Annotated in this window: 13 protein-coding genes and 1 rRNA gene; 13 read left to right on the forward strand and 1 reads right to left on the reverse strand. The window is 36.7% G+C overall.

Annotated elements, in window-relative coordinates:
- Positions 1 to 231: 231 nt before the first annotated feature.
- The 11 genes from rrf to rsmI all read left to right on the forward strand — a co-directional run bounded on the left by rrf (position 232) and on the right by rsmI (position 8,335).
- Positions 232 to 347, forward strand: a 5S ribosomal RNA gene (rrf, locus tag BFJ97_RS20940).
- Between the two features lie 517 nt (positions 348 to 864).
- Positions 865 to 2,289, forward strand: coding sequence for an aminotransferase class I/II-fold pyridoxal phosphate-dependent enzyme (locus BFJ97_RS20945; RefSeq protein WP_068986568.1), 1,425 nt, complete (start codon positions 865 to 867; stop codon positions 2,287 to 2,289).
- Between the two features lie 17 nt (positions 2,290 to 2,306).
- The gene (gene tmk, locus BFJ97_RS20950) at positions 2,307 to 2,936 is read left to right on the forward strand and encodes a dTMP kinase (protein ID WP_068986569.1); all 630 of its coding nucleotides are present in this window, start codon (positions 2,307 to 2,309) and stop codon (positions 2,934 to 2,936) included.
- Positions 2,937 to 3,164: 228 nt separating this feature from the next.
- Positions 3,165 to 3,494 carry a cyclic-di-AMP receptor gene (locus tag BFJ97_RS20955; RefSeq protein WP_010857007.1) on the forward strand — a complete coding sequence of 110 codons (330 nt, stop codon included), beginning with the start codon at positions 3,165 to 3,167 and terminating at the stop codon, positions 3,492 to 3,494.
- A gap of 87 nt (positions 3,495 to 3,581) precedes the next feature.
- Positions 3,582 to 4,022, forward strand: coding sequence for a YaaR family protein (locus BFJ97_RS20960; protein ID WP_068986570.1), 441 nt, complete (start codon positions 3,582 to 3,584; stop codon positions 4,020 to 4,022).
- A 187-nt stretch (positions 4,023 to 4,209) separates the two neighbouring features.
- The gene (gene holB / locus BFJ97_RS20965; RefSeq protein WP_068986571.1) at positions 4,210 to 5,214 is read left to right on the forward strand and encodes a DNA polymerase III subunit delta'; all 1,005 of its coding nucleotides are present in this window, start codon (positions 4,210 to 4,212) and stop codon (positions 5,212 to 5,214) included.
- Entirely contained in the window at positions 5,207 to 6,022 is an 816-nt protein-coding gene (locus BFJ97_RS20970; RefSeq protein WP_068986572.1) for a PSP1 domain-containing protein, read from the forward strand. The genes holB and BFJ97_RS20970 overlap by 8 nt, the downstream gene beginning before the upstream one ends.
- 27 nt (positions 6,023 to 6,049) lie before the next feature.
- Entirely contained in the window at positions 6,050 to 6,406 is a 357-nt protein-coding gene (yabA, locus tag BFJ97_RS20975; RefSeq protein WP_068986573.1) for a DNA replication initiation control protein YabA, read from the forward strand.
- Between the two features lie 63 nt (positions 6,407 to 6,469).
- Positions 6,470 to 7,219 (forward strand): tRNA1(Val) (adenine(37)-N6)-methyltransferase, encoded by a 750-nt coding sequence (locus tag BFJ97_RS20980; protein ID WP_068986574.1) that lies wholly within the window; start codon positions 6,470 to 6,472, stop codon positions 7,217 to 7,219.
- Complete coding sequence (locus BFJ97_RS20985; RefSeq protein WP_068986575.1) at positions 7,203 to 7,466, forward strand: GIY-YIG nuclease family protein; 264 nt, start codon at positions 7,203 to 7,205, stop codon at positions 7,464 to 7,466. Before BFJ97_RS20980 ends, BFJ97_RS20985 begins: the two co-directional genes overlap by 17 nt.
- Positions 7,463 to 8,335 carry a 16S rRNA (cytidine(1402)-2'-O)-methyltransferase gene (rsmI, locus tag BFJ97_RS20990; protein WP_068986576.1) on the forward strand — a complete coding sequence of 291 codons (873 nt, stop codon included), beginning with the start codon at positions 7,463 to 7,465 and terminating at the stop codon, positions 8,333 to 8,335. The genes BFJ97_RS20985 and rsmI overlap by 4 nt, the downstream gene beginning before the upstream one ends.
- 347 nt (positions 8,336 to 8,682) lie before the next feature.
- Here the strand turns inward: rsmI and BFJ97_RS20995 are convergent, their stop codons facing one another.
- Entirely contained in the window at positions 8,683 to 8,961 is a 279-nt protein-coding gene (locus tag BFJ97_RS20995) for an AbrB/MazE/SpoVT family DNA-binding domain-containing protein (protein WP_068986577.1), read from the reverse strand.
- A 463-nt stretch (positions 8,962 to 9,424) separates the two neighbouring features.
- Here BFJ97_RS20995 and metG point away from each other — a divergent pair, with 463 nt between their 5' ends.
- Together metG and BFJ97_RS21005 are read left to right on the forward strand one after the other, a co-directional pair.
- Positions 9,425 to 11,416, forward strand: a complete 1,992-nt coding sequence (metG, locus tag BFJ97_RS21000) for a methionine--tRNA ligase (RefSeq protein WP_439098006.1) — start codon at positions 9,425 to 9,427, stop codon at positions 11,414 to 11,416.
- Positions 11,417 to 11,669: 253 nt separating this feature from the next.
- Positions 11,670 to 12,440: a TatD family hydrolase gene (locus tag BFJ97_RS21005; RefSeq protein WP_068986579.1), complete on the forward strand. Its 771-nt coding sequence runs from the start codon at positions 11,670 to 11,672 to the stop codon at positions 12,438 to 12,440.
- The last annotated feature ends 88 nt before the right edge of the window (positions 12,441 to 12,528 follow it).

Below are 12,528 nucleotides of genomic sequence, written 5' to 3' on the forward strand. Positions count from 1 at the left end.
GACACATGGAGCTGACGAATACTAATCGATCGAGGACTTAACCAAAATGTTTGAAACATTCAATGCACGTTTATCCAGTTTTGAAAGAACAAAACCTTTCATATAAGGGTTTCAAGATACGAGTAGTACAAGGAAGCAAACGAGTGAATGAGGGAGCGTACCTCTGTACGTGACCGATTGAGCGAGAAAAGCTGACGCAGTAATACGCCGTGTATTGGAGGTCGAAAATAGTCTAGTGATGATGGCAAAGAGGTCACACCCGTTCCCATACCGAACACGGAAGTTAAGCTCTTTAGCGCCGAGGGTAGTTGGGGGCTTCCCCCTGTGAGAGTAGGACGTCGCTAGGCAAACAGCAGCCACTGAGAAATCAGTGGCTTTTTTGTTTGCTTTCAAGAGCTCGACAAATACCTAAACCCTGAAAAATGTTGCAATTTAATTGATTTAAATTAGCAAAAAAGGGGTTACATAGTGAAGATATTTGAATTGAAAAAGTAAGGTTACAGGAATTTATTGAAAATAAAGAGGAATGAGCTATTCTAATACAGGGTTATTTACATCATGAATTTCCAAGTGTACAAGATATAATTTGGGTATTTCAAGGGGATTTCGGTATTATTCATCTCAAAGGCTGTTTCAAGTGCTTGGAATCAAATAATGATCAAGTTAAATTAGTAGAACATCTAGTACAAGAAATGGCGGCAAAGGCCACTAAATAGTATAAATGAGGAGACGAGAATAACTTGCATAGTTATTTGAAGAATAATCTTTGTAGAGCGGAGCTACCCAATTTGCTAGGATAGCTTTTTTATCATGCTATAATTTCGTATAATTAAATAAGAATATAACGGAAATGGGTGTTTTGTTTTGCAAAAGAAAAAGCCAATTGTAGAAGGGTTAGAGCGCTTTCGACTACAACAAAATATTTCCTTTCATGTACCAGGGCATAAGCATGGAGAACTGTCACATCTTCCTCAGGCATTTAAAGATGTAATGCGCTATGATGTAACTGAATTATCGGGTCTTGATGACCTACATCATCCAGAGGAAATGATATTAGAAGCAGAAAACTTGTTGGCAGATACATATGGGGCGATGAAGAGTTTCTTTTTAGTAGGTGGATCGACAGTTGGTAATTTAGCCATGATTTATGCCACATGTAAAAAAGGTGATACAATTATTGTCCAACGTAATGCACATAAGTCTATCTTTCATGCAATTGAGCTTGTTGGAGCAAAGCCTGTATTTGTTTCGCCACTTTGGGATGAACGAACATTAACTGCAACACATGTTTCTTATAGAGATTTAAAAGAAGCTGTTGATTATTTCCCAGAGGCTCGTGCAGTAGTTTTAACATACCCTACTTACTATGGTGTGACATCTAAAGAAATAGAGCAGCAGATTGCGTATTGTCATGAAAAAGGTATTCCTGTTTTGGTGGATGAAGCACATGGAGCTCATTTTAGTGCGTGTACTTTATTCCAACCGTCATCATTGACATATGGTGCTGATATCGTAGTACAGTCAGCACATAAAACATTGCCTGCAATGACAATGGCATCCTTTATGCATGTCAATTCAGACTTCATCAATGTCGACAAAGTAAATCATTATTTACGGATGCTACAATCTAGTAGTCCATCCTATCTCTTATTAGCTTCTTTAGATGATGCACGCTATTATGTACAGACATATATGGAGAGTGACGGTGCATATATAATAGAAAAAAGGAATCAATGGATAGAGGCATTACGGGCTATTGGTTCTTTGGAAGTTATTGAAGTAGATGATCCAATAAAATTATTACTCCGCGTTGATGGCTATAGTGGCTTTCAATTACAAGAGGCATTAGAAGCAAAGCATGTTTACGCAGAGCTAGCAGATGCAAATCAAGTATTGCTTGTGCTACCGTTGTTGAAACAGGGTCATAGCTATCCATTTGCAGAAATTCGTGTCCGTATTAAGGATGCAATAACATTGTTATTGAGCACGCCAATGGTAGAAATAATAACTGCTTCTCAAACAACCTACAATTTTGTAGCTATTACGGAACCCGCTTATACATTTGATGAAGTTGAAGGAGCGGAAAAAGAATGGTTGCCGTATATGCGTACGATGGGGCGTATCTCCGCAAGTATGATTATTCCGTATCCACCTGGTATTCCATTGCTTGTTCCGGGCGAAAAAATAACAGTAGCAAAGTTGAGTCAACTTGAGGAATTACTAGCTACTGGTGCGACGTTTCAAGGAAATCACCGTTTAGAAGAAAAAATGATAGAGGTCATTAAATAGTTGGAGGCAATAACAGCATGAATTGCAATTTATTTATTACATTTGAAGGTCCAGAAGGTGCTGGAAAAACAACAGTTATTCAAAAAATAGCTGAGCGACTTGCACAAGAAAATATTGATGTTTTAGCAACGAGAGAACCTGGTGGTATTGAGATTGCTGAAAAAATTAGGACGATTATTTTAGACCCTGCTCATACTGCCATGGATGAACGTACAGAGGCATTACTATATGCAGCGGCGAGAAGTCAGCATTATTTTGAAAAAGTACGACCTGCTTTGGATGCTGGTAAAATGGTTATTTGTGATCGCTTTATTGATTCATCTTTAGCATACCAAGGATATGCACGCGGTATTGGCGTCGATGAAGTATTATCTATTAATGAGTTTGCAATCGGTAAGAAGTTACCTGATATGACAATATTATTTGATCTTGCTCCAGAGGTTGGCTTAGCCCGGATTCATGCCCACGGAGAGCGAGAAGTAAATCGTTTAGATGTTGAAAGTTTAGCTTTTCATAAGAAGGTTCGGGAAGGGTATTTACAGTTAGTGGAGCGTTATCCTAAGCGTATATATGTCGTCAATGCAGACCAAAATATTGATCGTGTAGTTGAAGATGTATGGTCATTATTATATGAAGTAATGCAGTAAAAACATGAAGTTGTTCACCACATTGTGATATAATGGTAACATCTATTGTTTTATCTTCATTCAGGCGATATTTGGACACCAACTGACTGAAGATAAAGTCTCCGTTGCATATTTGATTTGGCTCTATAACGCTTATTAAATATGATAAACATTTCCCGTAGATGCTACTGTATTAAAAAAGGTAGTTAAAATTTATTTAGGTGAATTTTATAAAAGGGGTGAGTGCGAATGAAGTTAGTCGTAGCTGTAGTTCAAGATCAGGATAGCAGCCGTTTATCGAATGCTTTAACGAAAAATCAGTTTCGTGCAACTAAGTTAGCGAGCACAGGAGGATTTTTACGCTCAGGAAATACGACGTTTCTTATTGGGACGGAAGACTCTCTCATACCCAAAGTTTTAGATATAATTCGTGATAATTGTCGAGCACGAGAACAAATGGTTGCACCTGTTTCACCATTAGGTGGAAATGCAGATTCCTATATACCTTATCCTGTGGAGGTGGAGGTAGGGGGAGCAACTGTGTTTGTATTACCAATTGAACAGTTTCACCATTTTTAAATTATTGCCATGTTAAATATAACGTAAACACATTATAAATTAGCTTTTCCGTATTTGATAAAGAAAGCAAGTGGGGGCGAAAACAGCTTGAAGATCAATCAAGATATACGTGTCGGGTTAAATACTAATCGTAAAGAGCCACTGCATAACAATAATCAAAATAACCGATTTGGAGATATGGTCGTCAAGCAAGGAACCAAACTGCAAACTGAACAACTTACAAGGTTGCTAGGAGATATATCTACCGCGGGTGACCGTGTTGCAAGATCACGTAATTTACGAGAACTTGCTCGTTTTAAAATGCTTGTTAAACGATTTTTACAAGAAACAGTAGAGCATGGTATGGAGTTAAAGCAATCACATACATGGAATCGTTTTGGTGAAGGAAGACGCTTAAAAATTATTGAAACCATTGATACGCGTCTTGTGGAGCTTGCGCAAGATATTTTAGATGAAGAAAAAGAAGCAATTGACCTTCTTGATAAAATCGGTGAGATTAAAGGCCTATTAATTAATTTATATATGTAAAACCCGTGTCTTGTTCTCTTGTAGGCGCGGGCTTTTTTCAAATCTATTCAGCAGTCATTTTTACAACACTAGGTAAGGAATTACTTGTGAATGACATGAAACTAATATGTAACTAATCTATCTACACTAAAAAGCAGATATTTCTGTACTAAAAGTGAGCAATTGTTATAGGAAGGAATTTAAATATATGGCCAAGAATGTTGAAGAGCTATTCACACTACAGCCAGTCGTAATGAAGCAGCTTCAAACGATTTTTGACAAAAATAGATTAGCGCATGCATACATTTTTGATGGAGAAAAAGGGACAGGCAAAGTAGATATTATGCAGTTTTTTGTCAAATTAATGCTATGTGAGCAACCAAATCAAAATGTTCCATGTGAAACATGTCGAAATTGCAGACGTGTCGATTCAGGCAATCATCCAAATATTCATCAAATTTATCCAGAGGGTCAATTCATAAAAATTGATCAAATACGTGAATTAATTGCTGAGATGAAAATGATGGGCGTTGAAGAGGGACGTAAGATTTATGTACTTCATCATGCAGATCGTCTCAATATTGCATCTGCAAACATGATACTAAAATTTTTAGAGGAACCAGATGGTGAGGTAACTGCGATTTTACTAACGGAGCAAATGCAGTCAATATTACCAACGATTCGCTCTCGCTGCCAGCATATTAAATTTCAAAAAATGCCTCGACATATATTGTTAAAGCATTTGCAAGATCAAAATATTTCTTATTCGATGGCTTCTACAGTGAGCATGATGACGAACGAGCTCGAAACAGCGATATTTTTAGCAAATGATGAGCAGTTTGCACATGCTCGAAAAACAGTGTTAAAATTAGTAGAGGCAATTCGTCAGAATGTACATGAAGCAATGCTTGTTGTACATGAAGAATGGTTGCCGCTGTTTAAAGAAAAAGGCGAGATGGAGCAGGCATTGGATTTACTGCTATTTGCTTACCGTGATATAGTGTCAATAAAAGCTAATCCCGAAGCATCTTGTACTTACCCAGACATGTTACAAACATTTAAAGAAGCTGCGTTACATTCGACTTATGAACGTCTATCTAGTCAAATGGAGTCAATTTTACAGGCACGCGCATCTTTACAGCGTAACATGAATAGGACGTTAATGATGGAGCAGTTAATGCTAAATCTGCAGGAGGGATATACATTTGTATAATGTAGTGGGGATCCGCTTTAAAAAGGCGGGTAAAATATATTATTTTGATCCAGCATCATATCTACTAGAAGACAGTCAATATGTCATTGTAGAGACAGCTCGCGGTGTGGAATATGGTAAAGTAGTTGTCCCTCAAAAGGTTGTTGGGGATAATGATGTTGTATTACCACTTAAGCAAGTTCTACGACCAGCGGATGAACGTGATCGTATTCAAGTAGAAGAAAATGCTGCCGAATCAAAGCGCGCATTTGAATTAGCAAGTACAAAAATCATAGAGCATAGTTTAGAAATGAAGCTCGTAGATGTTGAATATACATTTGATCGTAATAAAATTATCTTTTATTTTACGGCTGAAGGACGCGTCGATTTCAGAGATTTAGTAAAAGATTTAGCTTCCGTTTTTAGAACACGTATCGAACTTCGTCAAATTGGCGTACGTGATGAGGCGAAGTTGTTAGGTGGTATTGGTCCATGTGGCCGAATGCTTTGCTGCTCAACTTTTTTAGGCGATTTTGAGCCGGTTTCTATTAAAATGGCTAAAGATCAAAACTTATCTTTAAATCCATCCAAAATTTCAGGTCTTTGCGGCCGTTTAATGTGCTGCTTGAAGTATGAAAATGATGAATATGAGGAAGCAAAAGAAGGTATGCCAGATATTGGTGAAATGACGATGACACCAGATGGCCGCGGTAAAGTTGTAGGTTTAAATGTACTGGAAAGACTTATTCAAGTATATTTACAAGAGCAGGAGCGCACAGTCGAATATACACTAGAAGAACTGCTAGCATACGAAAAAAATCTTATATAAGATAGAGAATTGAACGAGGTGGCTTGGGTGAAGGACCGTAATTTCTTAGATACCGTTATGGAGTTCGAACAACAGCTCGAAGCAATGCAGGAGCAATTTGGTGCATTGAAACAATTTGTAGCGTTAATGATGGAAGAACATAAGGCACTCGAAACAGAAAATCATCACCTTCGTACACGTCTAGAAGAACTACTTTCTAATGAAAATACTGTACAAGCTATTGTTGAGAAGAAAGGGAATTCGTTAGATATTGGCGAAGGCTATGATAACCTAGCACGTCTATACCAAGAAGGCTTCCATGTTTGTCATGTTCATTTTGGAAGTTCAAGGAAAGGCGAAGACTGTCTGTTTTGTCTATCATTTTTAAATAAACAAAATGTGTAATAGAAGACTGATTCCCACTATGGTGGTGTCAGTCTTTTGTTTTGTATAGTAGGAGGAAGAAACATGGAAGATTGGTTAAAGGATGACGAACGGTTAGACTATTTATTGGCTGAGAATTTACGTATTATTCAAAGTCCCTCTGTCTTTTCGTTTTCATTAGATGCAGTACTACTTTCGAAATTTGTCAATGTCCCATATCATAAAGGGAAAATTGTTGATTTATGTTCAGGTAATGGTGTAATTCCGCTTTTTCTAAGTGCCAGAACAAAAGGACATATTACAGGAGTAGAGATTCAACCACGCTTATTTGATATGGCTGAACGAAGTATCCGTTACAATAAGTTAGAAGAGCAAATTGATATGGTTCTTGGTGATGTGAAGGAAATTCCTAAGAAGCTTGGGATCGAAAAATATGATACTGTAACCTGTAATCCACCATATTTTTTAGCACATGAAGCTAGTGATAAAAATCTAAGTGAACATTACGCTATTGCACGTCATGAACTATATTTAACGTTAGAGGAATCGATACAATCAGCAAGCAAATTATTAAAGCAAGGTGGAAAGGCAGCCTTTGTTCATCGACCTGGTCGATTATTAGATATTGTTACGGCAATGCGGGCAAATCGTTTAGAGCCTAAACGAATGCAATTTATTTATCCAAAAGAAGGTAAGGAAGCCAATACACTATTAATAGAAGGAATTAAGGACGGTAAACCTGATTTGAAAATATTGCCTCCCCTGTATGTCTATGATGCTAACAATGAATATACAGCAGAAGTGAGAGAAATCCTTTATGGAAAAGAACAATAGTCATTATTTTTATGTGCTAGAATGTGCCGATCAATCCTTATACGCAGGCTATACAAATAATGTAGATAGGCGTGTCGCTGTACACAATGCTGGTAAAGGAGCAAAATATACGAGAGCACGAGGACCAGTGCAATGTATTTATGTAGAGGAATTCGATACAAAACCTGAGGCGATGCGAGCAGAATATGCTTTTAAACAGCTAACGCGAACGCAAAAAATAAAATATATAGGGAGAGATGGGTCATGAAATCTCAGAAAAGTACAATACATGATCATACAGGGTGTTTATATCTAGTTGCAACACCTATTGGGAATCTAGAGGATATGAGTGTGCGTGCACTACGTATTTTAAAGGAAGCAGATATTATTGCAGCCGAGGATACGCGTAATACAAAGAAGTTATGCAACTACTTTAATATAGAAACACCACTTATAAGCTATCATGAACATAATTTAGCGGTGGGTGGAGAGAAGCTGTTAGCCCTATTACGTGAAGGAAAAACCGTTGCGTTAGTTAGTGATGCTGGTTTACCTTGTATTTCTGATCCTGGTGCAGATATAGTAGAAAAAGCAATCGATCAAGACTTCCCAGTTGTTCCAGTGCCAGGTCCCAATGCAGCAATATCAGCATTAATTGCTTCTGGGTTAACGCCACAACCCTTTTTCTTTTATGGATTTTTGAACCGAGGAAAAAAGGAACGTCGACAACAATTAGAGCAACTCAAAAAACGTCAGGAAACCATTTTGTTTTATGAGGCTCCTCATCGATTAAAGGAAACCTTAAAAGATATGGAAGCTATTCTTGGGAATCGTCGAATTGTATTAGCTCGTGAGTTAACAAAAAAATTCGAGGAGTTTTTACGTGGTACATTAGCTGAAGCAGTGGAATGGTCACAAACAGAGGAAATCCGAGGGGAATTTTGTATTGTCCTTGAAGGAAACGAAAATGCCGAGGAAGAAAATAATGAAGAAACATATTGGATGACCATGTCTGTTATTGATCATGTCGATTATATTATTAATCATACAGGTGTTACATCGAAAGAAGCTATAAAGGAAGTAGCAAAATTACGTCAAGTAGCGAAGCGAGACGTCTATAATGAATATCATAGTTAATGTAAAAAAGAGGTTGCCTTCATATCGGCACCTCTTTTTTGTATATCTATTCAAATAGGTGGCACATCATCAACATCAGTTCGGTATGACATTTGTTAAAACGCATCCTATATAAGTTAATTGGAGTGGGGTTGGTCGACCCTTTGGGGATTAGTGATTAAGGAACGAAAATCACCCCATGTTATAGTGATAAGCCAATATTTTAATTGATAATAATTGTAAAAAATAGTACCCTTAATCATGAAAGGTCTGACATGGACATTATAAGGGACTTAATAATTGGTTATATTATATTTTATAAAATCAAAACACCTAAATTGCTGTTCTCAATTTAGGTGTATAACAAATTATTTTTTTAAGTTAGTTTGAATTTCTTTCACTAACATTTCTGCGCCTTCAGGACTTAAAATTAATTTGCCACCAACTAGACGGAAGTTATCATCAGAAACTTCACCAGTTACAGCACATGTCATGTTAGGCATATATTTTTTTAAGATGATTTTGTCATCATCCACATAGATTTCTAAAGCGTCTTTTTCTGCAATACCTAATGTACGACGTAGTTCGATTGGAATTACTACACGACCTAATTCATCGACTTTACGAACGATTCCTGTTGATTTCATAATTATTTTCCTCCTAATGTTAAATATATATTGGTGTTTCGTCAAATTTCGACATAATTTCTTTGTCTGATAGTTATCATACCAAGTAATGCCATAAACGTCAATTAATTAATACACTAATATTATTGCTTTGAAAAAATTTTTGAGAAGAAAACAGATATTTTGGTTTTTTTAAAAGGTTTTTATTATATATTTTTATTTATAGTAAAAAAGCTTCTTATATAATACATTAAATGGATTCGCTATATTATTCGACATTTTTCGCGTACGAGAAACTTTCAATCAATTATGTCTCGGCATAATTGCGTCTGGAATAGGCTTTGTGCTTGTACAAAGAGCTCCTTTCCGATTCCGTGATATCCTCCGGAGGCTTTAACTTCTTTCAGCGGGTGTTGGGACACCCGCTGAAAGAAGTTGAAACGAATTTCGTACTTCGATAGAATAGATAGTATACTGTGAAACAATGGAGGCAGTTCTTGTGAACGAACAAAATAAAACATTCTATATAACAACCCCTATTTACTACCCAAGTGGAAAATTTCATATTGGTACAGCGTATACAACTGTAGCATCAGATACGGTTGCACGTTATAAACGTTTACGTGGTTATGATGTACGTTTTTTAACTGGGATGGATGAGCATGGACAAAAAATTCAAGAAAAAGCTGCGGAAGCGGGCAAACATCCTCAAGATTATGTGAATGAAATTGCGGATTCTGCGAAAAGACTATGGGCATTAATGGATATTTCATACGATGACTTTATACAAACAACGCAAGAGCGTCATACGAAAGCTGTCGAAAAGATTTTCCAAAAGTTTTTAGACAATAATGATATTTATAAAGGTGAGTATGAAGGTTCGTACTGTACACCATGTGAATCATTCTTTACTGAAACACAATTAGTAGATGGTAACTGTCCAGACTGTGGTCGTCCGGTACACAAAGTTAAAGAAGAATCATACTTCTTTAATATGAAGAAATACGCAGATCGTCTATTAGCTTATTATGAAGAAAACCTTGACTTCATTGAGCCGGAATCTCGAAAAAATGAAATGATTAACAACTTTATTAAGCCAGGACTAGAAGATCTATCTGTTTCAAGAACATCATTTGATTGGGGAATTAAAGTTCCAGGAGACCCTAAACATGTGATTTATGTGTGGGTAGATGCCTTAACTAACTATATTACATCATTAGGCTATCTATCAGAGGATGAAACACTATTCAATAAATATTGGCCGGCAGACGTACATGTGGTTGGAAAAGATATCGTTCGCTTCCATACTATTTATTGGCCAATTTTCTTAATGGCACTAGATTTACCACTTCCTAAAAAAGTGTTTGCACATGGTTTCATAATGATGAAGGACGGTAAAATGTCGAAATCAAAGGGCAATGTTATCTATCCTGAAATGCTAATAGAACGTTATGGCTTAGATGCGACTCGATATTTCCTATTGCGTGAGCTACCATTTGGCTCTGATGGTGTATTCTCGCCAGAATCTTTTGTTGAACGTACAAACTTCGACTTAGCAAACGATTTAGGAAATTTACTGAATCGTACAATATCAATGATAAACAAATATTTCGACGGCATTATTCCAGCTGAAAATCTTCAATCGACAGAGTTTGATGCAGCTTTGAAAGAGCAGGCTGAATCTGTTCGTATTAAATATGAAGAAAGTATGGAAAAAATGCAATTTAGTGTCGTATTAGCTGACTTATGGACACTTGTGTCGAGAACAAATAAATATATAGATGAAACTCAACCGTGGGTCCTAGCAAAAGAGGAATCGGATAAACCAAAATTAGGCGCCGTTATGCGAAATTTGGCGGAAAGCTTACATCAAATTGCTGTCATGTTACAACCGTTTATGACATCTACACCTAAACGAATTCTTGAACAATTAGGCTTGGATGACAAATTCTTAGCATGGGAAACAATTGAAACATTCGGCAATATTATTCCGGCAAACATTAAAGTGGTAGAAAAAGGAATTCCTATTTTTCCTCGTTTAGAGAGTGAAGTTGAAATTGCGTATATTCGTGAGGAAATGCGCGGTTCAGTGAAAACTCCACAAGAAGAAGAGTCGAAAGATGAGCAAAAGTCAGTAGAAATTCCAGAAATCCCTGAAATTACAATTGATGATTTTATGAAAGTAGATTTACGTGTAGCTACTGTAACAGCATGTGAAACTATTCCGAAAGCAGACAAATTATTAAAGCTTCAAGTGAATCTTGGATATGAGCAACGACAAGTAGTTTCAGGCATTGCGAAGTTCTATTCACCAGATGAATTAATAGGTCAAAAAGTAATTGTAGTCACTAACTTAAAACCAGTTAAATTACGTGGCGAATTATCACAAGGAATGATTCTAGCCGGTGAAAAAGATGGAATTTTAAAATTAGCATCTGTTGATCCAAAACTAGAGAATGGTGCGAAAGTAAAGTAAAAAATTTTAGGAAGGCCTGCTGAATGCAAAAAGTTCAGCAGGCTTTTAAAATCTGTTTAAAAAATGAGTATTTTATTATCTTGAAATAACTTATGTGCAGTAAATGGTGAGTTTCATTAGGTATATAGTAACAAATTTGGTGCCTAAGGTTACGGGTAATGTCATAATACCAAATTGTCTGTAACAAAATTGTAATACTTACGCAAAATATGAAATAATAATTTTTAATAAAATCTATGTTAGGAGAATGACGATGTTCATTGATACACATGTACACTTAAACGCTGATCAGTATGAAGAAGACTTACAAGAGGTTATTGATAGAGCTCTTGAAGCAAAAGTAGAGACAATGGTTGTTGTTGGTTTTGACCGTAAAACCATTGAAAAAACAATGCAATTGGTTGAACAATATGATTTTGTTTACGGTGTCATAGGGTGGCACCCAGTAGATGCGATTGATTGTACGCAAGAGGAATTAAATTGGATTGAGGAATTAGCAGCACATCCAAAAATAGTTGGTATTGGTGAAACTGGGTTGGACTACTATTGGGATAAATCCCCAAAGGATGTTCAACAAGCACTTTTCCGCAAGCAAATCCATTTAGCGCAAAAGTTAAATTTACCAATCATTATTCATAACAGGGATGCAACAAAAGATGTTGTACAAATTTTACGTGAAGAAAATGCAGCATCTGTGGGGGGCGTGATGCATTGTTATAGTGGTAGCGTGGAAACAGCACGTGAATGTATTGCTATGAATTTTATGATTAGTCTTGGTGGGCCAGTAACATTTAAAAATGCACGTATGCCAAAGGAAGTAGCGACAGAAATATCGTTAGAGCATTTGATGATTGAAACAGATGCTCCTTATTTAGCGCCTCATCCATATCGAGGAAAGCGTAATGAGCCAGCATTAGTGCCATTAGTTGCAGAAGAAATTGCTCGTTTAAAAGGGTTAAACGTTGAGGATGTTGCACAGGTCACAACAGCAAATGCGAAAAAATTTTTTGGGATTGACATTTAGTAGCTGAGACGCCTCCAATGCTGGGTTTGTGGTTGGGTGAAAAGGCAAGGTCAAATTTCTTTTTCAAAACATTCGGGTTGACAGTGCC

Source organism: Lysinibacillus xylanilyticus (genome assembly GCF_001708185.1).
Taxonomy (GTDB): domain Bacteria; phylum Bacillota; class Bacilli; order Bacillales_A; family Planococcaceae; genus Lysinibacillus; species Lysinibacillus xylanilyticus_A.

Coding starts and splice junctions, on each gene's coding strand:
- holB (WP_068986571.1), top strand. CDS start 4,210: ATGGCCAAGAATGTTGAAGAGCTATTCACACTACAGCCAGTCGTAATG.
- metG (WP_439098006.1), top strand. CDS start 9,425: ATGGAGGCAGTTCTTGTGAACGAACAAAATAAAACATTCTATATAACA.
- BFJ97_RS20955 (WP_010857007.1), top strand. CDS start 3,165: ATGAAGTTAGTCGTAGCTGTAGTTCAAGATCAGGATAGCAGCCGTTTA.
- BFJ97_RS20980 (WP_068986574.1), top strand. CDS start 6,470: ATGGAAGATTGGTTAAAGGATGACGAACGGTTAGACTATTTATTGGCT.
- BFJ97_RS20985 (WP_068986575.1), top strand. CDS start 7,203: ATGGAAAAGAACAATAGTCATTATTTTTATGTGCTAGAATGTGCCGAT.
- BFJ97_RS20995 (WP_068986577.1), bottom strand. CDS start 8,961: ATGAAATCAACAGGAATCGTTCGTAAAGTCGATGAATTAGGTCGTGTA.
- tmk (WP_068986569.1), top strand. CDS start 2,307: ATGAATTGCAATTTATTTATTACATTTGAAGGTCCAGAAGGTGCTGGA.
- BFJ97_RS21005 (WP_068986579.1), top strand. CDS start 11,670: ATGTTCATTGATACACATGTACACTTAAACGCTGATCAGTATGAAGAA.
- rsmI (WP_068986576.1), top strand. CDS start 7,463: ATGAAATCTCAGAAAAGTACAATACATGATCATACAGGGTGTTTATAT.